Here is a 21,671-nt window from a genome sequence, read left to right as displayed (position 1 = left end):
AATTAACTAGTTGACGATAGTATTGAACTATGCCAACGGGTCAGACTAGGAATGCAACAGTTTTTTCTTATCAATTTTCATACTGCTAGAATTAAAGGACAAAAAAGCTGATCTAAAAATGAACACTATTCGTGTTCATTTCAGATCAGCTCTTGTTACGTCGTTTTTTAGTCCTATTCCTGTTTAACTGTAAAATTCACTTTTGAAGTTGTAACGCTTAAACCACTTGAATGAGTAGCCTGTGCGTACACAAAGTACGACCCATCAAGCACATCGGCTTTTGGCGTCCAATCGGAGTACAGTGAATGTTCGTTTTTCACATCGTATTGATCGATTAGTTCCCCATTTTCATCTTCAATAAAGATTGTCCAATCCAGTCGGTTGTTTGCATAAGCTGTGACCGAAAGCGGATTATTGACACTTACATTTCTTCCATATGCATTAAAGTAAGGAACAAGCACACCTTCATCGACTGAAGGATCTCCCCAAGCAGCAAAGTTCTGGTTATAGGCATAATCTATTGACATAATAATGACACTTTTCGGCTCATCAGGGACTAGTAATGATGTCACACCAGGATCTAAAGGCGTGTATTCGTTATCTACATAGACGATGGCTCCATAAAATCCACTACCATTCTCCTCATCTTTAGCATCAAACGTGATTTCAAATTGTTCGCCTACCGGTAGAACTTGAATGTTTGTGATTTCAGGAGACTTCGAGTCGACTTTAAATGGTATCTTATTCGTTTGAGGCTTAGCCCCCTTATAATCCAAGGTAGTTTTAATAACGTATTTATAGTCCCCATCAGGAACAGTGTTTTGGTTGCTATCATCCATCAGCCACGTGTATCCGTTATACATATAATCCCTATAACTCATGATGTTTTTACGATATTTCCATGGTTTCCCCGTAAACTCACTAAAGTCACCCAGGTAATTAACCACCTTGCCTTTTTCATTTTCGATATACATTTCAGTTTTCGCTAAATTTCTTAAGGTTGTGAAGGTTGAGTATGGTCCTGGTGAAAAGAAATTAGGCGACATTGCAATTTTACTTGTATCGAATTCACCCGTTTCCATATCATACCCCAACGGTAATTGGCCATTATCATCCCACAGTACGGTATGACCTAAAAACACCCCTTCTTCCCAAGGTGACGGGTCAATGTTTCTTGGTTTGTCCCATTCACCGTAATACCCCATAAATGGAACCGTTAATGGTACTGCTACCTCGTCGTTTTTTGGAACAAGTCGTACAAATCCTTCTACAAATTGATCCTTCTTCGCTGATTGTGGCAAAGCAATTTGCACACTTACTTTTTCTGTTTTCTTATTCTTTACGGTCACTTCTGTTCCTTTTTGATGGGTTGTTGATTGGCCATTTACAGTTACCACAGCATCTTCAATTCGTTTGCTTGTTAATGTAAGATATTCATGGCTTTCATCAATAAACCCGTCTTCGTTATTATCAAACTCTTTTGTTTCAGTTGCATCAGTCAATACATCCACATATACATCGTATTCAGTTGTTGCATTTGTTGAAGGATATAAACTCAGGTCGAATTTCACAGTAGAACTTTTGATTTCTTTAAGTGCAACCGCTGCGCCTTGTTCTGGTTTTGCCCCTCTATGAAACACCTGAACAGGTGATTGAATCGCATTTTTCAATTGCATTAATCCAGAGCCTTGGTAGCGCGGAGAATAAGGTACGTCTGAATTTGGTTGATTCGCAATTTTAGATGTGGTCATTAAGGCATTTTTTGCGAGATATACCGTTTCTTTCGTTTTAGGAAGCCCTTTTTTATACAAAGATTGCAAAACAAGAGCTGCACCACCTGCGACATGCGGGGAGGCCATTGACGTTCCACTCATCACTTCATAACCATCTGACCCAACCGTCGAGTAGATCTTTCCGCCTGGCGCGGAGATTTCTGGTTTAAAACTCAGATCATGCGGCGATCCAATGGATGAAAAACCAGATATTGTATCGCTTTCAGGATTTTCATACCAAACACCATCAGATAGTTGAATCGTCACTTTTTCACCTGACTGTAATTTAGATATTACCGCGTTCCCTTGTTCTTTATTAGTTGTTGCCGTTAACACAGAACTCGCATTAAATGGCAGCCTCTCAAAATCCGAAACGGCTGCTGGCGGAACGACAAGAACTGCTTTTGCACCTTTTTTAACAGCAGCATATTGAATGTAGGCATAAGTCCCATATTCTTGTGCGGGTCGAACAATGACGATTTTATCTTTCACATCTAGGTCTTTAAAATCGGCATCACTACCTCCCCCTGCAAAAACTACTTCATATGAACTGTTTTTATCTAAACCTTTTGCTAGATTGAAATTATATTGTGTTTGATCTTGATAAGCTAACGTCTCTCCATCAGATAATGTAAATGATCCATACTTTACATGGTCATTTTCATACGATGCAACAGATAACGCAAATGGGCTTATCCCTGGTTCACCAACCACGCCAATGTCAGGATTCGCAGCGTAAGGTTTTTCAGCTCTCGGCAAAACGTTTGTTTGAGTGCTATATGCAGCATTTCCACCAGCTGCAACGACCAATGTACCTTGCTCTGTTGCTATGCGAATTGCTTTTTGAATCGGATCATTTTCCTCTGATACGAATCCAGCATCAGAACCTAGGCTTAAATTAATGACGTCCGCTCCAAGCTCAACAGCATGATAAATACCTGCGATTACATCATCCTCATAGGCATTACCATCTGTATCGGAAAATACTTTTTCAGCTACAATTTGGACACCAGGTGCGACCCCTTTAATACCACCGGTTTGTTCATTACCATTCGCACCGACCGTTCCTGCAACATGCATACCGTGTTGATCTCCCGTGGGAATAACTTCGTCGTCCATATCAGCCCAGTCGTAGCCGCTCGGGACCTTATCGGAATACCATTTATCGTTAATAGATGTACTATTTAATGTCGATGCAATTGAAGATTCTGTCCATTTTGCCCCCGACTTGGATTCATCAGACAACAAAAAGTCTTGGTGAAGATAATTAACGCCAGAGTCAACAACAGCAACAACTAACCCTTCCCCACTATACCCAAAATCTTCCCAAACCTTTTGTGCCTGAACCATATCCTTACTTTCCGTCATAGAGCGCTGGAATGTTTTGGCGACGCGAACTGAAACGACACCCGGAGTGGATTGAATCGTTCCTAGTTCCTTATATTTGCCTTCCATACTAAATCCATTTAAACCATCATAATAACGATGCCTTACCTTATTTTCTTTATTAGCAATCTTACTAATAACAGCCTCTTGTTTATTAGTTAATAGACTTCTATGATCAGCTTTTGATCTAGTTTTAGATACTGCGGGTTGTTCGACTTCAACGATAAATCGTACTTTTTCTTCTGGTCCATATGCTTCTTTTTTCTCTTGCTTATAGCCAAGCTTTTCGGCTAGTTCTGCAGCATGTCTTTGGCGTTCTTTTAAGAGAATTTGTTGTCCCCGGTTGGCAATTTGCTCAACCGTAGGTGTGGTTACAACATTATCCTGTGCAAACGTTGTTGGCGTAGTAGTTGCTGAAGTAATTAAAAGTGTTGTAAGCATAGCAGTAGAAAGTACTTTGCTTGCTAATTTTTTCGACTTTTCCATTCTTTATTCCCCTTTATCTTCCGAATTATTCTAAAATGACGCAATTAATAGTATTCTCCGACATGCATCAGAATTCCTTCAAAACAAGAATCATTTTCCATATTAGGTTCTAAATGCCCAATTATTATTAGTTAAGCAGTACTAGTAAATTATTCAAATTCACTACTTAATGATAGGATTGAACTATTCAACCTGGTTATCATGGACGCAAAAAAACCAATCAGTTTATAGAACACTGATTGGTTACATATACTAGTATTCACATCTAAAATAGAGCAAAAAACGACGCAAACTGCATTATTCGACAGCTGAAGAATTTTCTATGACCGTTGCCGCCGCTTTCGCTATAACAGCAACGGACCGATTGAGTTCATCTTCCGTATTTTCAATACCTCCAAGTTCAATGACAAGAAGTGATGGATCCAAATCCTGATTATACTTGCCGTCAACCCCTGGACCATGCTTCATGATGAGATCACGTGTAATACCCGGTACCAGTAGCTCCATCTCTTTTTTCAGTGACAGCGCTTTGGCTCGATTACGCTCAAAATTCGGATGTTCCATTCCAATGACAAAACCAATTTTCGCATAGTTTTCTGCATTGTAGACAATAGTTGTTCGGTCTTTTTTGGGATCATCCCTATGAAGATCAATGATGAGATCATATTTTTTTTCCTGCAGTTTTTTTTCAACATACGGGCGTATTTTCCGATAGGCACCAGTATGCGGAACGCCAACAGTTAACATATCGGTTTCAATACCACTAGACATCAGCTGCATTTTTAACTTTTCCCCAAACTTCGTAATATTTTCAGTTTGATGGGAAACGGCAATGACCCCACTCTTTGCTTGCGTAACCGGTTTATACGCTTCGTTAGAATGCGCAAAATAAAGAAGCGCTTTACCCGGGTTCTTTACTACGATGTCTTCTTCCGCGATATTTGCGGCGTACACCATATACGTAGTATCTTTCAAAGGCTTCGGGGCTTTCGCCGTTTGTTCACTCGGAACGGTCGTGACGATGACAGGAAACAGGAAGAGAATTAGGATAAGTGTGCTCCAAATTAGTGATGTCTTTTTCAATTGGCATCCCTCCGTCTCCAACTATATGCATTGGATAACGGCTCCATGACTACTGTTTTAGGTCAGACATCCAAGATGCCAACGAATTAGAAAGCGCATCCGCATATACGGATACCCACGCATCAATTTCTTTTGGAGATATGAATGTCCTTAGCTCGTGGTTTGTCAACACTTCTTCAAACAGTTGAACGCGGTCTTCATGCGGCCATGATGCCCAATCTCCGAAAATCGGTAGTAAGTTAGAACGATCCGTATCTTTACTCTCATTATGCAACCACGGTGTAACAGAAAGACGTGACGATGGACTATCTTTTTCGTTTATTTTGGAAGCAATATAACCAAACATAGTATCAATAGCATCCGCGATCAAAACAGGGCCATCAACAACTGTCGGAATCCCAATTGCGATGACGGGTAGTCCCAGCGTGTCTTCCGATACTTCTTTCCGACTATTGCCGACACCTGAACCAGGATGTATACCTGTATTCGTTAGCTGAATGGTTCTGCATAACCTTGAACTGCTTCGGGCTGCTAGTGCATCGACGACAATTAGCACGTCCGGTTTTATTTCCGCCGCAATCGCTTTAACAAAGTCTGCAGTTTCAAGGCCAGTCTGGATGGTCACACCTGGTGCATAGACAAATACTTCGCTTCCTTCTTCAGAATAATAATCAGGCACGACATTACGCAAACGATCCATTGTCATCGGACCCACCGCATCAGGTGTAATATCCCGATTGCCTAGACCAATGAAAAGAATCTTCCCTTTTTTAATGGTCGTCAAATCTGCAAGCATTTCTCCTAGTTTGTCAATTAACACGCGAGATAAGTCATCCATACCTTCTTGATCATCTGGCGTCAGCCCTGGTACCGTTAATGTGATATACGATCCTTTTTTCTTTCCTATCCTTTTTTCACCTTCCGCATCGACGGTAACGGACGTTACGATAACGCGCCCCAATCTAGATTCACCAAATGTGACGCCCCCCTCTTCTTTTAACCTATTCTTCTCCGCAGCCGTCCGGTGGCGTACCATTTCTTCACTTTCATCTAGCAGATCCGTCCTATAAAAATCATACTTAGTCATCCAATCACCTCACGTCTCAGTTTGTGCCATGTATTACGGAAATATTCTTATGTAACAAGATGTTGGCCATGTAATTGTCGACTTGAAATGTGACAGTTTTAAATGTCCTTCCTTTTTGATTGGCTTTCTCTAGCTTTTCTAGTTGCAATCTAGCGCGTGGTTTGCTAAAATAATGCTTGTTGTGAAAGTGATATCCTAAACTTAGTGGAAACACTCTTGCCTTACCTGAAATTTGGAGGTGAATGAATTGCCAAACATTAAATCTGCTATCAAACGCGTGAAACAAAGCGCTGCTGCTAACGAACAGAACTCAAACACAAAGCATGCTATGCGTACTGCTGTACGTAAAGCTGAAGTTGCTCTTGACGCTAAAGCTGAAGACGCTACTGTTCTTCTAAAAGATGCGATCAAAAAAATGGACACTGCTGCACGTAAAGGCCTTATCCATAAAAACACTGCATCACGTCAAAAAGCACGTCTTACTAAAAAAGCACTTTAATAAAGACAAGACCGCCCAGAATTCTGGGCGGTCTTTTTCATTTCTACTATGCTATTGGGCACCTTCTGCTTCTACCCCTATTTCCGTAAAGGTTCCATAAAAAACAATTCCATAATTCGTTCCCTTTTCCCACTTGTCGATTTCAATTTATAATCAATCGCAGCAAGCTTGTCTAAAATCATCAGCAGACGCCCCTCGTTGGGCAAACTACGGTTTTCCATCATCAATTTCACTCTATATGGATGGACACTCAATGTTTGGGCAATCTGATTTTGCTGATACCCTTTTTTTCGTAACGCCCCCACATGAATCATCAAACGGATGTGACTCGCGATGAGCGATGTCAGCATAATTGGTTCTTCACCATTGCGTAACAAATCATGATAAATAGAGACTGTATCCTCCACTCTCCCGGAAACATACGCATCGGTCAATTGAAAGACATCCATTTCAGGTGTCCTTGGCACAAGTGATTGGATAACAGTTGTTGTAATTTCACCTGTCTCACCCAAATACGTCGCCATTTTAGTGAGTTCTGCCGAAAGCGTTAATAGACTATCTCCAGCCATTTGTACCAGAAGCTCTGCCTCCTGAGAGCCTATATGCGCGCCGTTCGCCCCTGCCTCCTGCTGAACCCATGTAATGAGGTCTCTGCCTTGCAGACGCCCCGCTTCGATGACTGTCGCTTTTCCCTTCATTATTTTCGTTATCCGTTTCCTGGCATCTAACTTTTCATAAGGTGCTATGAATACGACAATCGCTGTCGGAGACGGGTTCTCAAGCCATGCGCCCAATAACTCTAGATTATGCATCACTTTTTCTTTACTCTTATCTTTTGCAGTTAAAAAAGAGGCATTTCCCGCTATGATTAACTTTCTATCTTCAAGAAACGGCAAGGTGTCCGCCTCTTCGATAACCGTGTCGACAGATGTTTCTTCCAAATCAAAGCGAATAACAGAAGCATCATCAAGATCAGGTAGCGCCTTTTTCAAACGCGTAATCGTCGAATCGAATATATGTTGTTCAAGTCCAGTTAGTAGGTAAACCGAATCAAGTTCCCCTGCGGCTATTTTTTTCCATACTGCTGTCGCCACATTTCTCACCTCTTCTGAATTTATCTCATTCAATTATACAGCATTGCAAAACAACTGTTTGAACAAATTGTGTCATTTACAGACGAACATGGACAAAAGTTTGATTGCTCTGGATTTTTTATCGGCTATCATCTATACTATAATGGAATTAGGAGGTGTAGCAATGAACGAGTTTGAACATGATGTACAGTCCAAACGTAATGATGCAATCGATTCAGGTATCGGATTTATAGTAGCTTTTGTCGCTTTTTCAGCAATTTTTTTGGTTGCTACAATTATCGACATCGTCGCTCGCTAATCATTATCTCAAAAACGGTGTTGTAGTTTCTTTAATGAAATTACAACACCGTTTTTTCATGGCTTGCCAATAAAGACCTCATAACGCTCTTTTTTCACAGTAACAGTGATTGTACCAGATTCCGCCGTCGATAGCGTTTGCAGACCATATTTTCGGAATGTCTCCACAACTTCTGGATGCGGGTGTCCATAGCGATTGTTTCTACCTGCCGAAAAAATCGTCAATTCCGGACGGAGCGCTGCAATGAACGGTTCCGTACTTGATGTTCGACTCCCATGATGCCCCGCCTTTAAGATAATAGAGTCAAAATGAGCTTGTCCATACTGACGCAGAAATTGTCGTTCCCCCTCTTCTTCCATATCCCCCATAAATAGAAATGAAGGACCTGTAGTGGTCATGTACAAGACAAGTGAACTGTCATTTCCCTTGTAAGGACCATCGGTTGGCCCTACATAATGAAAAGAAGTCGAACTTTCTTTCCAAGAAACCCCTTCCTTCATTTGAAAAACCGGAATTTGTTGTTCCTTGACCATGCGCATTACGCTTTCCATTGTCTTTTCTTCGTTGCTATTAGGTGCAATATGAAGTTCGCGCACACGAATCTCCTCTAACACCTCATCCGCCCCCTCCATATGGTCGGCATCCGCATGAGTGAGAATCAGCTTGTCGACAGTCGTAATCCCTCGCCCCTTCAAATAGGGAACGACGATTCTCCTTCCAACTTCAAATGGTTTGGCTGGTGTTTTCCAATTCGCTTCTCCAAAGGTCACCGTCCCTCCCGTATCAATCACATAAACCGCCCGGCGATGGGGAAGTTCAATCACCATGCTATCTCCTTGACCCACGTCAAGATAGGTAATGCGCAACGAACCATCCATGTAAGGTATAACGTGCATGATAACCGCAGGCACGATAACGACTGGCAATGCTCGTAGAACATTAGCCCCCCGCTCAATACAGACAAAAAACACCAAGACACCTACAACAGCTAGCGATACCCACAGCGCATCCGGTTTCCCTGGCGTCCATAATTGATAGGGCAATTCAGCTAGCCAAGTTGTCACGTTGCCAACTATCTCACGAAATGGGACATACAATAGGAACAGTACATCAGCAAGTTTTGGAAGCAAAGTGGTCGTCAATAGTAAGACAATATTGGCAGGCAAAATGACTAATGAGTACAAAGGGACATAGGCAAGGTTCACAACAAATGAAGATATGGATAGCTCATGAAAATGGAACAGCAAAACAGGGTACAGCGACAATTGACTAATCGCAGTTACATAGAATGATGTCGCAAGTGCTGACTTGGCTTTCGCTAAAAGCGAGGACGAATACACGAGTGAGCACGCCGCCAAATAAGACAACTGAAAGCCCGGCTGAAACAACACAAACGGCTGATAGAGAATAAAAACGATGGCACTTATGGCTAGCGCATCATCTAACCTCACTCTGATCCGCCCAGACGCCGCTAACAGGACCATGACGGTCACTGATACCGCGCGCCAAACAGAAGGCGCTCCGCCCGCGAGTACAGCATACAAAGGCAACAAGATAATAATTAACATATCCACGGTCTCTTTCCTCAATGACAACCTAAGAAGTAGAGCACGAAATAAAAAAGCAAGCAGACCAACATGCAATCCAGAAATGGCAAATAAATGCGTGATGCCAAGTGTTCGATAATTCGCAGCTAATTCATCATCCATTCCACTACGGTCACCGATTAGGAGCGCCTCTGCCTCCACCTTAAGCTTTTCAGGGAATGTTGCTGCAATATGAATTTTCACTTTGCGCCGTTGTTCAGATAGGAGGGTTCGGATGTCTGACTTCTCTTCAACTCGAATCATCGAATCCGACTCAAATATTCCAGAGGCCCCGTACATCTTCATATACTTCATCATGTCGAATGAATAGTCATGTGAGGGAGTTTCTGGTTCTCGAAATACACCAGACATCGTAAAGATCATAGACGGAATGTTTATATCAAGAAAACGCATTTTTTCTTGTTCGCTGCCAAATGAATATATGGCGTATACAGTTTGCCCGGAAGAAGTTTTGGCAAAGCCTTTCATTTTTCCACCGTCGATTTTCACACTATCCGACCATGTCAATGAAAGTGTTGCCGGACTTTCTTCAGTAATAACAGGAATTGTCGTTGAAATATAAAAATAGGAAAGAAATGCAGCCGCAACTGCGAGGATAGGTGTGAGGAAATCTTCTTTTCTACGCAAGAAGAGGGGGAGTAAAAACAGATGACAGAACAATAGATAAACCGGACCGTATACAGCAAACACTGATACGGCGACCGGAATGGCGATATAGATAAATCGTACACGCATGATTATTTGCCGAATAAGTCATCCACCCTTTGTTGATAAGGGGCAAGTTCGTCATGTTCGACTCCAAGTGCTTGCATTTTGTGTAACAGTTCATTGAACAGTTCCAACTTGCTATCACTCGTAAAATCAACATGCTTTTCATCAAACGGAATATGCTGAACAGCCACTCCTGATTGGGCAAATAACTTCATGGCATACTCATTGTTGCGATAATCCGCTGAATAGATGACCTGCCGTATCCCCGCCTGGATAATGGCTTTTGAACATTGCAAACACGGAAAATGTGTGACGTACAAGGTTGAACCTGCTACTGGTATGCCATACTTCGAACATTGTAGCAGCGCATTCATCTCCGCATGAATCGTCCGTATACAATGATTGTCTACGACATAGCAACCATGGTCGATACAATGGTCTCCTCCAGATATAGAACCATTATAGCCACCCGCGACAATTCGGTTATCCCTTACAATCGTCGCCCCTACTGCAAGCCTTGTACACGTACTACGCACCGCCAATAAATGGCATTGCGCCATAAAAAACTGATCCCACGTTATTCGCTCCATATGATTGCCTCCATCATTTTTTTAGTTATATTTTTTAGGTATATAAGTTGCTATAAAGGTTTCCCTAGAATCCCTTCAGATCCTACTCGCAAGGTATCTACGTTCGATTTAACTCGGTGGAACATTAGCTTATACACACTTCGTGCACTGATTGGTGGCAGCTATTCTGAATACTATCAGGAAGTAAAAAGCCAATTTCAATCCACTGTGATCTGGGACGCCAGTTTGTCAAATGTTTTCTGACCGATTCCAGATACCTCCATCAACGACTCGGGCAGTTTGAAAAGACCATGCTCTTCCCTGTATTGGATAATAGCCGCGGCTTTTGAAGGGCCTATTCCAGGAATGGTCATTAGTTGTTGTATATCCGCAGTGTTTATATTAACTTTTCCGTCATCTTGATGCGTAGTAGACCCCATTACTAGTGGTGACGATGCCTCTATAGGTTCTTCTCCTTCGACAGGTACATAAATGACCCACTCATCCACCAGTTTCGCCGCATGATTCAACATACGGGAATCAGCGGTAGGCAAATAGCCGCCTGCTGCATGAATCGCATCAATCAGACGTTCTCCTGGGTGCATCGAATAAACACCGGGATGTAACACAGCCCCCTTTACATCGACTACTATTGTCGCTGTAGCAATGGGGTCAGTCGTTTCTCTAGGTTCTTCACTTTGTTCTTCACTTACTTCAGGAAATGGGTTTTGTTCGCTCATGACAAACGTAGTGTTGTCGGCCTGTCCTTTGGGGAGGAACAGTAAAGCGGATATGACAGCGATTGCTGCGATTGGGGTTATGATTTTACGCCATTTATTAGATACAAACGAAAGAAACAGTACGTTCACCCTTCCCTCGGCGGCATCCATATGGAGTTCGTTCCATTGTATAGGAATGGTCAAAAAAAATCAATTACGCCTTGGCGCAACTTCATACCTTAGGGTTGTTAAACCCCTGAGGTATGAAGTTAAAAGATTATTTTCGTACTTGAAAAAATACGCGTTCACATTCTTCGTGCGGTGGCTCATCTTCCCAATCTGCAAATATTCGCTCCACTGAAAAGCCAGCTTCCATCAGCATGTCTACATAATCATGGACTTCAAATGTCCGCTGGTTATGTACCTCATTAAAACGTCTATACAAGCCATTGGCTTCCTGAACAAAAAAGGCCAGTTCAGAATAAACGGAGTGGGGATGTTCCCCCTCTTCCACTTCCCATATGTACGCAATTCGATCATTATCAAATGTAAAAGGACCTTCCATGAAAATGACATCCGTTTTGAACGTCGAATGGACGTCAAACACGAGCGTCCCACCTACTGCGAGCGACGCATGGATATGACGAAATGTCGCACACACATCTTCTTTCTCCGCTAAATAATTCAACGAATCGATTGCGATAACGGCAACATCATAGCCAGTAAAACCAGTCAGCTGCTGCATCGGTTGTTCAATAAATTGGACAGGCAAGGAAAGCGCCCTTGCCCGTTTTTCAGCAACCGCAAGCATATCAGCGGAAAGATCAATCCCCGTGACTTGCGCACCTTGCTTTGCAAGCTTCACGGATAACAGTCCTGTTCCGCAACCGATATCCAACACTCTTTTACCAGCAATCCCCCCCGCTGCTTCGTCAAGTAGTTCAACGTAAGCATCGTAGGGAATGTCCGTCATGAGTTCATCATAGACAGCGGCAAATTCAGTATAGGAATGATTCATTTTCCTTCGGCCATATCAAGCAATGGAGCATCTCCCCAAAGCCTTTCAAGATTGTAATAGCCACGCTCATCGCGATGGAATACATGGACAACAACATCGCCAAGATCGATTAGTACCCATCTTGCTAAATCCATTCCTTCAATTCTTTTTACCATATAGCCGTTTTCTGCAGCTTTGTCTGCTACTTCTTTGGCAATTGCTTGGACTTGTCTTTCAGAGTTTGCATGGCAAATGATGAATTGGTCCGCGATAAGCGAGACCCCTTCCATGTTTAGGACGACGATGTCTTCCCCTTTTTTATCGTCTACTGCTTGGTAAGCTGCTGTTAGTAATGTAGTTGTCATTATGTCACTGTTCCCTTCTGGTTATCTATTCTCCAGCGTCCTGTTATTCAGGATGCTTGTTTCGACAAAATATCGCGTAATTAGACTGCGTTCTACTTCACGTACTCATTGTAACAGTCAATCGAATCCGGAAAAACCGGTACTCTTTTATTCACAAGAAATTGCACCGACTGATAGATGCAAGCTCCCATTGCTGTATCAAGATTTTCCTCAGCTTGTTCCCGTAAATTCTCTACGCCTGGAAAGCTGCGTCCAGGTTCAATCATATCTGCAACATAGATAAGTTTTTCAAGCATCGACATATTGGCACGCCCCGTCGTATGATAACGGATTGCATTCAAAACGTCCACATTAGAAATGCCAAACTCATCACGCGCAATCATCGCCCCCACTGGACCATGCCATAGTTCATGGTGGAATGAATAGAGTCGTGCATCCTCATTCCCTTGCTCAAGTCCGCAGCGCAGATTATCCCTGTCCATACATTTTGCAATGTCATGGAATAATGCCGCCTGCTCCGCCTGTTCAACTGAAATCTGGTACATTACTGCTAGTCGTTTCGCTGTATCCGCGACACGCAAGACATGTTCATAACGCCCTTTTGATAGTCGCTGTAACAATTGTTGTTTGAGTGCGTTAACATCCATATAAACCCTCCTCACGTATAAATGTATCCACAGCAAGAGGGAGTAATAACTGGACGGTCCCCTTATTAGCATACCGTTGTCGTATGAGAGTCGATGACAAATCAATCTGCGGTATGTCTACGAGGTTGATCGGAAAATCTGTTATTCCGATCGTACCAGGTCGTCCCACACCGACAAATTTAACAAGTCCAACAAGCTCCTCAATGCGATACCATTTCGGCAACATGTCAATCATATCACCGCCGATAATGAAGTAAAAGTCGTTAGTAGGCTCCAGGGTTGTTAACTGTTCCATCGTATCATACGTGTAGGAAATCCCACCCCGTTCCACTTCGAACGAAGATACAAACAGGCCATCCATATCAGCCACAGCGAGTTCCGCCATGTGAAGACGCTGTTGAGCCGTAGCATCGCCAGGCGCGGTCTTATGCGGTGGAACCGCAGTCGGCATTAACCGAACTTCATCGAGACCAAGAGCATGCATCACTTCATTTGCAACAAGTAGATGACCGATATGAGGTGGGTTAAACGTCCCCCCAAGTATGCCAACTTTTTTCATAGTATCCTCCTTACGGCAGTTCGATACGTTTTTTCTCTTTTGATTCTTTATATAAAACAATAATACTACCAATTACTTGAACGACTTCAATCCCTACCTGTTCGTCAAGTTTTACAGCAATATCGTTTTTATCTTCTTCGCAATTTTGTAAAATCGTTACTTTGATCAATTCTTTTGCTTCTAGCGCTTCATCAATTTGGTTAATAACTGACTGAGTCAAGCCACTTTTACCAATATGAACGAGCGGTTGTAATTGATTTGCGTTACTGCGTAAAAATCTTTTTTGTTTACCTGTTAACATGTGTTAACCTCCAAGAGTTGTTGTTATTTTTTTTATCATTTGTTCCGTATTCGGTCGAATGCCTGTCCATGTTTCAAATGCAAGCGCACCTTGATGGGCAAACATACCGACACCATTTAGCGTTTTTGCCCCTCTTTTACGGGCTTCTGCAAGAAATTCCGTTTCTAGTGGATTATAGATGATATCGGCAACGATAGTCCCTTTCACCACATGCTTTGGATGAAGCGGCATACCCGGTTGTGCAAAGTTCATGCCGACCGTCGTTGTTTGGACAATTAGTCCAAATTCTGCAAGTGTAGACTCCGCCTCAACAATAGATAAGACGGTGGAATGTACTAATCCCGATGCCAATTGTTCGGCTTTTTCCACGGTTCGATTTGTGAATGAAATAGGACCGTATCCCATGGTATGCAGTGCATAGGCAATGCCGCGTGCCGCCCCACCCGCACCGATGATTAGTACCTTCTTGTCCTTACATTGCGTGCCATACGCTTCCTCTAGCGCGCGAACAAAGCCAAGACCATCTGTATTGGAACCGACAAGCAAGCCGCCAGGGAGGACGTGAACTGTATTCACTGCGTCCATCTGTTCGGCCGACAATTCCAACTGGTCAAGAAATGGGATAATCGCACTTTTATGAGGCACTGTTACATTCCATCCACTGCAGCCAAGACGTTTCAAGCTTGCTACCGCTTCCTCAAGCCCATCCGCTGTTACATGAACAGGAATATAGCTAGCATCGATGTCATTTTCAGCAAACCAGAAATCGTGCATTGCAGGAGACATCGATTGGGCAATGGGGTCTCCGATAACAGCATGCCATTTTTTCATAGAGTATTCCCCCTTAGATTAAGGATGAGCGTAGAACGACATCAACGCCACGCGGTGCATGGACAGCGACAACAACGCCTGGATGCTGAATGGTCAACCAGCCAAGCCCTGAAATAACCACATCCATTTTCCCTTTTTGAATGGAAAACTCATGGCGTACAAGTGGTGGCAGTTTCTCCAGCGATTCACCAGATGGCGGTGAGAGTAGCTCGCCTAAATGTTCTTTATACAACGCATCTGCATTAGACAACTTCGTCCGATGAATCGGCAAATGATTTGATACATGAACCGTAAAGGACGAACGTTCCCCAGCTATAAAATCAAAGCGTGCAAGCCCTCCAATGAACAGCGTCTGCTCAGCGTTTAACTGGAATACTTTCGGCTTAATCTCTTTTTTAGGTGTTACAGCTTTCAAATCCTGTGCATCCAAGTAATGTGCAATCTGGTGATCATTGATGATCCCTGGTGTATCATAAATTGCTTTACCATCTTCAAGTGGAATTTCAACAAGATCTAGTGTTGTTCCCGGGAAATGGGACGTCGTAATCACTTCCCCGATGCCTGTTGCCCCCTTGATAATACGGTTAATGAATGTTGATTTTCCGACGTTCGTACAGCCAACCACATAGACGTCCTTGCCATGTCGATGTGTATCGATTGCCGTAAGGGCCTCTTCCATTCCTTTGCCGGTATGGGCAGAAACAAGCAAGACGTCAGTAGGCTTCAAACCTAGTTTTGCAGCTTCAGCTTTCATCCAATTAATCAAACGATTAGGATTCAACGACTTCGGCAAAATATCGGCCTTATTCCCAATCAACAAAATATCTTTCTTGCCAACAAAACGATGTAGGCCATTAATCCAACTGCCATTGAAATCAAAAATATCGACGACTTTGACGACCAAGCCATCTTTTTGACCAATCCCATTTAAGATATTTAAAAAATCATCACCCGATAACGATACAGGTTGTAATTCATTATAATTGCGTAGCCGGAAACAGCGTTTGCAAATCACATCTTCTTTTTCCATCGATGCAGGGGGCGCATAGCCTTCTACTTTCGGGTCTTCGGTCTGGATTGTAATCCCACAACCAATACATTTAATTTCTTCCAAACTTATTCCTCCCACTTAATCATGCCTTTACGTTTAAGATTGGCCATAATTCGTCTTTCCATCATCCGATTGAATTTCGTGAAAAAACCGTCCGAACTAGCAACAGGTACAACAAGTATCGTATGTAATCCTGCTCGGTTTCCTCCAAGTATATCGGTCATCATCTGATCACCGATGAATACCGCTTGCTCTTTCTGGATTCCCATCGTGGCCAGCGCTTTGTTAAAAGATTTGCGCAGCGGCTTGCGCGCAGCACAAATAAACGGAATGCCTAACGGATCGCAAAATGCTTTCACGCGGGCTTCATTGTTATTTGAAACAATCATCACTTGGATACCAGCATCTTTCATCGCCGTCATCCATTCCGTGACTTCCGGCGTTGCATTTGGCCGGTCCCATTCGATAAGGGTATTATCTAAATCTGTAATAATGCCTTTGACCCCTCTTTCCTTGAGGTTTTCTGGTTTAATATGAAAAACGTTTTTAACATATTCACCTGGCAAAAATTTATTGTACACGTTATCCACTCCGATGTAGTACTGTTTCTGAAACGATTATAACATAACAGCATGCAATACATGTATTGTTGAACAAAAGCGCAGGTCGTCTGTATAAAAATACGCAATCTAAGACCGCCACATCCTGTGGCAACAAAGAGGGATGCAGATCAATCCCTATCCACTGCGTAACTCACCTCAATGTGAGCCTCCGAGCATCTGGCGCCCAGAGCCTAGACGAGAAAATACGGACATCCTGTATCGCATGTCCGACTAAAAAATCGGTGATACGGCAGGACCCGACCGCATATGCTGTCATACAACGACACAGGAGGTGGCCCGATGAGCGGGTTTGTCATGGCAATTGTTCAGCTATGGCTTGAAGTTCCTGCAGTGATCGGCTATATTCGTGGGCAGGCTTTTCAGCGCCCTCTATCGAAAGAAGAAGAAGCGGCTTGCCTTCAACGCCTGGCGGAAGGTGATGAAGACGCAAGAGACGAACTGATTGAACGCAATATGCGCCTCGTTGCACACATCGTAAAAAAATTCCATCCAAAACACGAATTGCTCGATGACTATATCTCCATTGGAACGATTGGACTGATGAAAGCAGTGAACAGTTTCACACCTGATCGGAAAACGAAACTGGCCACATACGCAGCTCGCTGTATTGAAAACGAAATACTGATGTATTTGCGCACTCAGAAAAAAGTTCAAAAAGACGTTTCACTCTTCGATCCAATCGGTATGGATAAAGACGGTCAATCTCTGCAAATTGCGGATTTACTTCAAACGGACGATGAAACCCCCGTTGAGGCGGTCGAACACAAAGAACGTAAGGAACGGTTATATCGCCATCTTGGGAAACTTGACGGTCGGGAACTTGAGATTATCCAAAGACGCTACGGTCTGCTCGATGATCAACCCATGACACAAAAAGAAATCGCAGAACAGCTCGATATCTCCAGAAGCTACGTCTCCCGGATTGAAAAACGCGCAATCGTTAAATTGTATCAGTTATTCAAGCATGAGTATAATGAATAACGAAATGCGAAGGGCGCCTGCTCAGACTTGACAGGCATAAGACTGTTAAAGATGGCTAGCCTAAGATCGCCGCGTCCTGCGGCAACAAGGAAGGATGCAGTTCAATCCTTCCCGACTGCGTACCTGGTTCCTGCAGGCACGACGTGGCGCTCTACGCTACATAGGAGGGATGCAGTTCTACCCCTCCCTGCTGGATTGCTTATGACACGAGCGGCTGGGGCCCGGAGCTAGACAACGAAAAAAACAAAAAGGCGTTTCCATGCGGGGAGTGATCCCAACATAGGAAACGCCTCTTCTTTTCTTACTCAGTCAGCACGAACCTCACTAGAAATGACGACTGCAATGATTGTTGATGCGATAAACACACCTGCCATTAAAAACAACATGTGACATCCCTCCTTGAAAATCTATCAATCAGATTTACTCATAGAACCATCTTACCATGAAATGCTTAAAGTTTCGAGATAGCTTTTAAAACAATATCAGTCGAATGACGAGCCGCAACTGGAAGGAACTCATCGAAACTGATGGATGATTCTTTTCCTGCTATATCCGATAACGCTCGAATCACCACAAACGGTGTACCAAATAGATGACAAACTTGTGCAACAGCCGCTGCTTCCATCTCTGCCGCTATCATCGTTGGGAATTGTTCCTTCACTTTGTCAACATGCGTAGCATCGCTCATGAATGTATCTCCAGAAGCAATCAATCCCGTTGCGTGTGCATGCTTCCCAATTTCCTCAACAGCAGCGCGTGCTACGTCGATTAGTTTAGCATCTGAAAGATATGCCACAGGGTGCCCTGGCACCTGCCCAAGCTCATAGCCAAAGGCTGTCACATTGACATCATGATGACGTACTTCATCAGAAATAACGACTGTCCCGACTTCAAGGGATGCTAGGAATCCACCCGCCGACCCCGTATTCAACACAACGTCTGGTGTGAAATTATTTAACAAGAGCGTCGTCGCCATTGCTGCATTTACTTTACCAATGCCGCTTTTGACAAGGATCACGGTATGTTCACCAATTTGGCCTTCGATAAATTCACAACCTGCAACCGTTGTTACCTGTCCAGAGCCAATCTCTTCACGTAAAAGTTCTACTTCTTCTTCCATTGCACCAATTACTGCGATTTTCATGCTATTCATCCATCCTTTGCTTTGCACCACTATTTTTAATACGCGAAATCTAATGTTTTCAATACGTCCATTTGAACAGGTTTCCAGCCTTCGCCATCGACCCACTCGAGATAGACACGATATTTTTCCTCTTTATCCTTCGAGGAAACAATTCCTACAGACTTCTGCGGTCCGCCATTGTTCTTGATTTTCCAAAAAATCATTGAGTCCTGAGATAACCCAGTTGCATACGCAAGCGCCTGCTGTTTTTCATTCCAGTCAACTGAGTCACTATTATATTGGGAAACATGGTCACCAGTTTGAGTCGTACCGACGGGTTGCCATGATGCATCGACAATTGTCTCGGCAATGATGGCGTCGTCTGATATGACACTTGTAACCGATCCGGAACTTTGATCGTCTCCTTCAACACTGCCATCTTCCTTCACCGAGCCAGTTTCTGGCAGCGTATTAGACCCTTCTGGTTGACCAGACTCCTCTTCATCCGTCGAATCGGATTCAGCATCATTTGTAGTGACATCTTCATTATCTTGAGGATCATCTTCAGCCTGTTTTTCTTCAGCTGCGGTATCACCTGTTAAGGGTAAATTTTCGTCACCCGCTTTTCCATCGTCATCATTTCCAAGAACAATCGTCGCAGCCACAATGATTATCAGTAAGACGACGACCCCAATCAAACTATTCAAAATAACACTCGAACGTTTCCGACTTTTATTTCGCCCCGACCTTGAAAAGTTAGGTCCTTGTTCTGTCATATGTCATCATCCTCCATCTTCATTTTATAGGCTATCTGATGTAGATAAGTTGAATCAAGCAATGCGTTCCCTGCTGTTGGTGCAGATTCAAATAAATGCAGTATGCTCAACCATCTATAGTAGACGATGCAAAAGAAAATTTGTTTCATTGGAAAACAGTGAAAAAACCACCCTCAAAGTTGAAGGCGGTTATTAACACTTTACTTTATTTCTAAAATGATTACTAACATTTCTCCACCAGGCGTTATGATTTTTACTTCCTCGTCTTTACGACGACCAATCAATCCTTTGGCGATTGGTGAATCATTTGAAATGAGACCTTCGATTGGATTTGCTTCAGCAGAACCAACAATTGTATATGTTTCTTCATCACCATCTGGCAGTTCTTTGAATGTAACCGTTTTCCCGAGACGCACTTCATCCGTATTCAGCTCATCTTCTGTAATGATAACTGAGTTACGGATCATTGACTCTAGCGTCGAGATTTTCCCTTCTAGGAAGCCTTGATCTTCTTTTGCAGAATCGTATTCCGAGTTCTCCGAAAGGTCACCGTAACTACGTGCAATTTTGATACGCTCTACAATTTCTTTACGTTTAACTGTTTTTAAAAATTCAAGCTCTTCTTCCAACTTTTGCTTACCTATCGCAGTCATAGGAAACTTCTTCTCAGTAATCATTTCACAACACTCCTCATATTCCTGTTCATAAAAATACTATGCCACGCCTACGATAGGTATGCGGCATAGTGTTCATCTTTATAGAATTCTGTCATCATCATATTACAGTTTCGTTCCAGATTCAAGAATTGTTTTTATTTTTGTAACCATTAGGTCAATTGCGACTTCGTTATGACCACCTTCTGGAATAATAATATCAGCATATCTTTTAGTCGGTTCAATGAATTGATTATGCATCGGACGAACAACAGACAAATACTGTTCTATGACTGAGTCAATTGTACGACCCCGTTCGTTGATATCCCGCATAATTCGACGAATAATGCGCAAATCTGCATCCGTGTCCACAAACAACTTAATATCCATCAGTTCACGTAGGCGTGCATCTTCTAATACTAAAATCCCCTCGAGGATTATAACATCCTTCGGTTCAATGCGTATCGTCTCATCAGACCGCGTGTGTAATGAATAATTGTACACAGGTTTTTCCACTGTTTGACGATCCAATAGCATTCCCACATGGTCAATCAATAGATCTGTGTCAAACGCCAATGGATGGTCATAATTCGTTTCCAACCGCTCCTCAAAAGCTAAATGGGATTGGTCTTTGTAATAAAAGTCCTGTTCGATGACGACGACAGAATGCTCTTTAAACACATCATAAATCGAATGCGTAACGCTCGTCTTACCGGATCCCGAACCACCTGCGATTCCGATAACGAGAGGTTTTCTTGGTTGCATGTCAAATTCTCCTTACACATTAATATTCCTAGATAAAATATCGTTATTTTTTAACTGCGATTAGTAGCCCATCCCCCACGGCTAGCAGGGATGTTTCATAATCCGGGTTGTCCATAATCCACCTAGTAAATTCTTTTAGATTACGTATCATTGTACGATTACGTCTTGGAATATCTTTTTCTTCATACAGCACGGCGCTATGCATAAACATATTGTCGCAGTAAATAACGCCACCAGTAGCAACTGTCGGTGAATACTTTTCAAAAAAACGTTGGTACTGCCCTTTTGCAGCATCAATGAAAAGCGCATCATAAGTCTGACCAAAGATGACGGCCTCTTCTGTTAACAGCGCATCTGCTTCAAGAATAGCAATCCGCTCTTCTAGACCACTCCGTGTAATAAAGTCGACCGCTTTCGAATATCTATCGGTATCTCGTTCAATCGTCACGACAGAGGCATCTGGCAGTGCCTCAGCAATCCGGATAGCCGAATAGCCAATTGCACTACCAATTTCAAGAATACGCTGTGATTTTTGAATGCGTAAAAGACCGATAAGCAGTTCCATACCGCCTCTGTCCATAATTGGAACATGATGCTCTACCGCATACTGTTCCATTTCAACGACAAACGCATCTGGTTCTTTGTTAAAATTGGCTACATATGCCGCATACTTACTCATTTTGTTCCC

General features: G+C 42.9%; 23 protein-coding genes. 3 read left to right on the top strand and 20 right to left on the bottom strand.

The window, feature by feature from the left end:
- Positions 1-173: 173 nt before the first annotated feature.
- From ACIQ0H_RS04410 to gpr, 3 genes are all read right to left on the bottom strand, one after another.
- Entirely contained in the window at positions 174-3,644 is a 3,471-nt protein-coding gene (locus tag ACIQ0H_RS04410) for a S8 family serine peptidase (RefSeq protein ID WP_403411458.1), read from the bottom strand.
- 297 nt (positions 3,645-3,941) lie between these two features.
- On the bottom strand, positions 3,942-4,727 hold the full coding sequence (spoIIP, locus tag ACIQ0H_RS04405; protein ID WP_403411455.1) for a stage II sporulation protein P: 786 nt from the start codon (positions 4,725-4,727) through the stop codon (positions 3,942-3,944).
- A 49-nt stretch (positions 4,728-4,776) separates the two neighbouring features.
- Positions 4,777-5,814: a GPR endopeptidase gene (gene gpr, locus ACIQ0H_RS04400; RefSeq protein WP_403411452.1), complete on the bottom strand. Its 1,038-nt coding sequence runs from the start codon at positions 5,812-5,814 to the stop codon at positions 4,777-4,779.
- Between the two features lie 247 nt (positions 5,815-6,061).
- Here gpr and rpsT point away from each other — a divergent pair, with 247 nt between their 5' ends.
- Positions 6,062-6,313, top strand: coding sequence for a 30S ribosomal protein S20 (gene rpsT, locus ACIQ0H_RS04395; protein ID WP_403411449.1), 252 nt, complete (start codon positions 6,062-6,064; stop codon positions 6,311-6,313).
- A gap of 77 nt (positions 6,314-6,390) precedes the next feature.
- Here rpsT and holA read toward each other — a convergent pair whose 3' ends face one another.
- Positions 6,391-7,440: a DNA polymerase III subunit delta gene (gene holA, locus ACIQ0H_RS04390; protein ID WP_403411447.1), complete on the bottom strand. Its 1,050-nt coding sequence runs from the start codon at positions 7,438-7,440 to the stop codon at positions 6,391-6,393.
- A 130-nt stretch (positions 7,441-7,570) separates the two neighbouring features.
- Between holA and ACIQ0H_RS04385 the strand changes: the two genes are divergently transcribed.
- Positions 7,571-7,705, top strand: a complete 135-nt coding sequence (locus ACIQ0H_RS04385; protein WP_403411445.1) for a YqzM family protein — start codon at positions 7,571-7,573, stop codon at positions 7,703-7,705.
- Positions 7,706-7,761: 56 nt separating this feature from the next.
- On the opposite strand, the gene ACIQ0H_RS04380 is transcribed toward ACIQ0H_RS04385, so the two are convergent.
- From ACIQ0H_RS04380 to ACIQ0H_RS04330, 11 genes are all read right to left on the bottom strand, one after another.
- Entirely contained in the window at positions 7,762-10,047 is a 2,286-nt protein-coding gene (locus tag ACIQ0H_RS04380) for a DNA internalization-related competence protein ComEC/Rec2 (RefSeq protein ID WP_403411442.1), read from the bottom strand.
- Positions 10,048-10,049: 2 nt separating this feature from the next.
- Positions 10,050-10,613 carry a ComE operon protein 2 gene (locus ACIQ0H_RS04375; RefSeq protein ID WP_403411439.1) on the bottom strand — a complete coding sequence of 188 codons (564 nt, stop codon included), beginning with the start codon at positions 10,611-10,613 and terminating at the stop codon, positions 10,050-10,052.
- Between the two features lie 197 nt (positions 10,614-10,810).
- Positions 10,811-11,482, bottom strand: coding sequence for a helix-hairpin-helix domain-containing protein (locus tag ACIQ0H_RS04370; RefSeq protein ID WP_403411437.1), 672 nt, complete (start codon positions 11,480-11,482; stop codon positions 10,811-10,813).
- A 106-nt stretch (positions 11,483-11,588) separates the two neighbouring features.
- Entirely contained in the window at positions 11,589-12,329 is a 741-nt protein-coding gene (locus ACIQ0H_RS04365) for a class I SAM-dependent DNA methyltransferase (protein WP_403411434.1), read from the bottom strand.
- Positions 12,326-12,673 (bottom strand): ribosome silencing factor, encoded by a 348-nt coding sequence (gene rsfS, locus ACIQ0H_RS04360; protein ID WP_403411431.1) that lies wholly within the window; start codon positions 12,671-12,673, stop codon positions 12,326-12,328. Before rsfS ends, ACIQ0H_RS04365 begins: the two co-directional genes overlap by 4 nt.
- Before the next feature lie 92 nt (positions 12,674-12,765).
- Positions 12,766-13,320 (bottom strand): bis(5'-nucleosyl)-tetraphosphatase (symmetrical) YqeK, encoded by a 555-nt coding sequence (yqeK, locus tag ACIQ0H_RS04355; protein ID WP_403411428.1) that lies wholly within the window; start codon positions 13,318-13,320, stop codon positions 12,766-12,768.
- Positions 13,310-13,879 carry a nicotinate-nucleotide adenylyltransferase gene (locus ACIQ0H_RS04350; RefSeq protein ID WP_403411426.1) on the bottom strand — a complete coding sequence of 190 codons (570 nt, stop codon included), beginning with the start codon at positions 13,877-13,879 and terminating at the stop codon, positions 13,310-13,312. Before ACIQ0H_RS04350 ends, yqeK begins: the two co-directional genes overlap by 11 nt.
- Positions 13,880-13,889: 10 nt before the next feature.
- Complete coding sequence (gene yhbY / locus ACIQ0H_RS04345; RefSeq protein ID WP_403411423.1) at positions 13,890-14,180, bottom strand: ribosome assembly RNA-binding protein YhbY; 291 nt, start codon at positions 14,178-14,180, stop codon at positions 13,890-13,892.
- A gap of 3 nt (positions 14,181-14,183) precedes the next feature.
- The gene (gene aroE / locus ACIQ0H_RS04340; RefSeq protein WP_403411420.1) at positions 14,184-15,011 is read right to left on the bottom strand and encodes a shikimate dehydrogenase; all 828 of its coding nucleotides are present in this window, start codon (positions 15,009-15,011) and stop codon (positions 14,184-14,186) included.
- 13 nt (positions 15,012-15,024) lie between these two features.
- Positions 15,025-16,125, bottom strand: coding sequence for a ribosome biogenesis GTPase YqeH (gene yqeH, locus ACIQ0H_RS04335; protein ID WP_403411417.1), 1,101 nt, complete (start codon positions 16,123-16,125; stop codon positions 15,025-15,027).
- Positions 16,126-16,127: 2 nt separating this feature from the next.
- On the bottom strand, positions 16,128-16,643 hold the full coding sequence (locus ACIQ0H_RS04330; protein ID WP_403411414.1) for a YqeG family HAD IIIA-type phosphatase: 516 nt from the start codon (positions 16,641-16,643) through the stop codon (positions 16,128-16,130).
- 321 nt (positions 16,644-16,964) lie between these two features.
- On the opposite strand from ACIQ0H_RS04330, the gene sigK reads away from it, so the two are divergent.
- Positions 16,965-17,666: an RNA polymerase sporulation sigma factor SigK gene (gene sigK, locus ACIQ0H_RS04325; RefSeq protein WP_340738405.1), complete on the top strand. Its 702-nt coding sequence runs from the start codon at positions 16,965-16,967 to the stop codon at positions 17,664-17,666.
- Between the two features lie 451 nt (positions 17,667-18,117).
- Here sigK and mtnN read toward each other — a convergent pair whose 3' ends face one another.
- The 5 genes from mtnN to ACIQ0H_RS04300 all read right to left on the bottom strand — a co-directional run bounded on the left by mtnN (position 18,118) and on the right by ACIQ0H_RS04300 (position 21,662).
- On the bottom strand, positions 18,118-18,810 hold the full coding sequence (mtnN, locus tag ACIQ0H_RS04320; protein ID WP_403411410.1) for a 5'-methylthioadenosine/S-adenosylhomocysteine nucleosidase: 693 nt from the start codon (positions 18,808-18,810) through the stop codon (positions 18,118-18,120).
- A 35-nt stretch (positions 18,811-18,845) separates the two neighbouring features.
- Entirely contained in the window at positions 18,846-19,565 is a 720-nt protein-coding gene (locus ACIQ0H_RS04315) for a YrrS family protein (RefSeq protein ID WP_403411407.1), read from the bottom strand.
- Positions 19,566-19,765: 200 nt separating this feature from the next.
- The gene (gene greA / locus ACIQ0H_RS04310; protein ID WP_403411404.1) at positions 19,766-20,242 is read right to left on the bottom strand and encodes a transcription elongation factor GreA; all 477 of its coding nucleotides are present in this window, start codon (positions 20,240-20,242) and stop codon (positions 19,766-19,768) included.
- Between the two features lie 102 nt (positions 20,243-20,344).
- Positions 20,345-20,983 carry a uridine kinase gene (gene udk / locus ACIQ0H_RS04305; RefSeq protein ID WP_403411401.1) on the bottom strand — a complete coding sequence of 213 codons (639 nt, stop codon included), beginning with the start codon at positions 20,981-20,983 and terminating at the stop codon, positions 20,345-20,347.
- A 43-nt stretch (positions 20,984-21,026) separates the two neighbouring features.
- Entirely contained in the window at positions 21,027-21,662 is a 636-nt protein-coding gene (locus ACIQ0H_RS04300) for an O-methyltransferase (protein ID WP_403411398.1), read from the bottom strand.
- Positions 21,663-21,671 lie beyond the last annotated feature (9 nt).

The sequence above is a fragment of the Sporosarcina sp. NPDC096371 genome (assembly GCF_044762865.1).
Lineage (GTDB): Bacteria > Bacillota > Bacilli > Bacillales_A > Planococcaceae > Sporosarcina.
Note: the sequence above shows the minus strand (reverse complement) of the source record. Positions and strands in the feature narration are given on the sequence as shown.

Coding starts and splice junctions, on each gene's coding strand:
- ACIQ0H_RS04375 (WP_403411439.1), bottom strand. CDS start 10,613: ATGGAGCGAATAACGTGGGATCAGTTTTTTATGGCGCAATGCCATTTA.
- ACIQ0H_RS04300 (WP_403411398.1), bottom strand. CDS start 21,662: ATGAGTAAGTATGCGGCATATGTAGCCAATTTTAACAAAGAACCAGAT.
- rsfS (WP_403411431.1), bottom strand. CDS start 12,673: ATGACAACTACATTACTAACAGCAGCTTACCAAGCAGTAGACGATAAA.
- mtnN (WP_403411410.1), bottom strand. CDS start 18,810: ATGAAAATCGCAGTAATTGGTGCAATGGAAGAAGAAGTAGAACTTTTA.
- ACIQ0H_RS04350 (WP_403411426.1), bottom strand. CDS start 13,879: ATGAAAAAAGTTGGCATACTTGGGGGGACGTTTAACCCACCTCATATC.
- ACIQ0H_RS04410 (WP_403411458.1), bottom strand. CDS start 3,644: ATGGAAAAGTCGAAAAAATTAGCAAGCAAAGTACTTTCTACTGCTATG.
- yqeK (WP_403411428.1), bottom strand. CDS start 13,320: ATGGATGTTAACGCACTCAAACAACAATTGTTACAGCGACTATCAAAA.
- ACIQ0H_RS04365 (WP_403411434.1), bottom strand. CDS start 12,329: ATGAATCATTCCTATACTGAATTTGCCGCTGTCTATGATGAACTCATG.
- yhbY (WP_403411423.1), bottom strand. CDS start 14,180: ATGTTAACAGGTAAACAAAAAAGATTTTTACGCAGTAACGCAAATCAA.
- ACIQ0H_RS04315 (WP_403411407.1), bottom strand. CDS start 19,565: ATGACAGAACAAGGACCTAACTTTTCAAGGTCGGGGCGAAATAAAAGT.
- udk (WP_403411401.1), bottom strand. CDS start 20,983: ATGCAACCAAGAAAACCTCTCGTTATCGGAATCGCAGGTGGTTCGGGA.
- greA (WP_403411404.1), bottom strand. CDS start 20,242: ATGATTACTGAGAAGAAGTTTCCTATGACTGCGATAGGTAAGCAAAAG.
- ACIQ0H_RS04380 (WP_403411442.1), bottom strand. CDS start 10,047: ATGCGTGTACGATTTATCTATATCGCCATTCCGGTCGCCGTATCAGTG.
- aroE (WP_403411420.1), bottom strand. CDS start 15,011: ATGAAAAAATGGCATGCTGTTATCGGAGACCCCATTGCCCAATCGATG.
- gpr (WP_403411452.1), bottom strand. CDS start 5,814: ATGACTAAGTATGATTTTTATAGGACGGATCTGCTAGATGAAAGTGAA.
- sigK (WP_340738405.1), top strand. CDS start 16,965: ATGAGCGGGTTTGTCATGGCAATTGTTCAGCTATGGCTTGAAGTTCCT.
- ACIQ0H_RS04370 (WP_403411437.1), bottom strand. CDS start 11,482: ATGGATGCCGCCGAGGGAAGGGTGAACGTACTGTTTCTTTCGTTTGTA.
- ACIQ0H_RS04385 (WP_403411445.1), top strand. CDS start 7,571: ATGAACGAGTTTGAACATGATGTACAGTCCAAACGTAATGATGCAATC.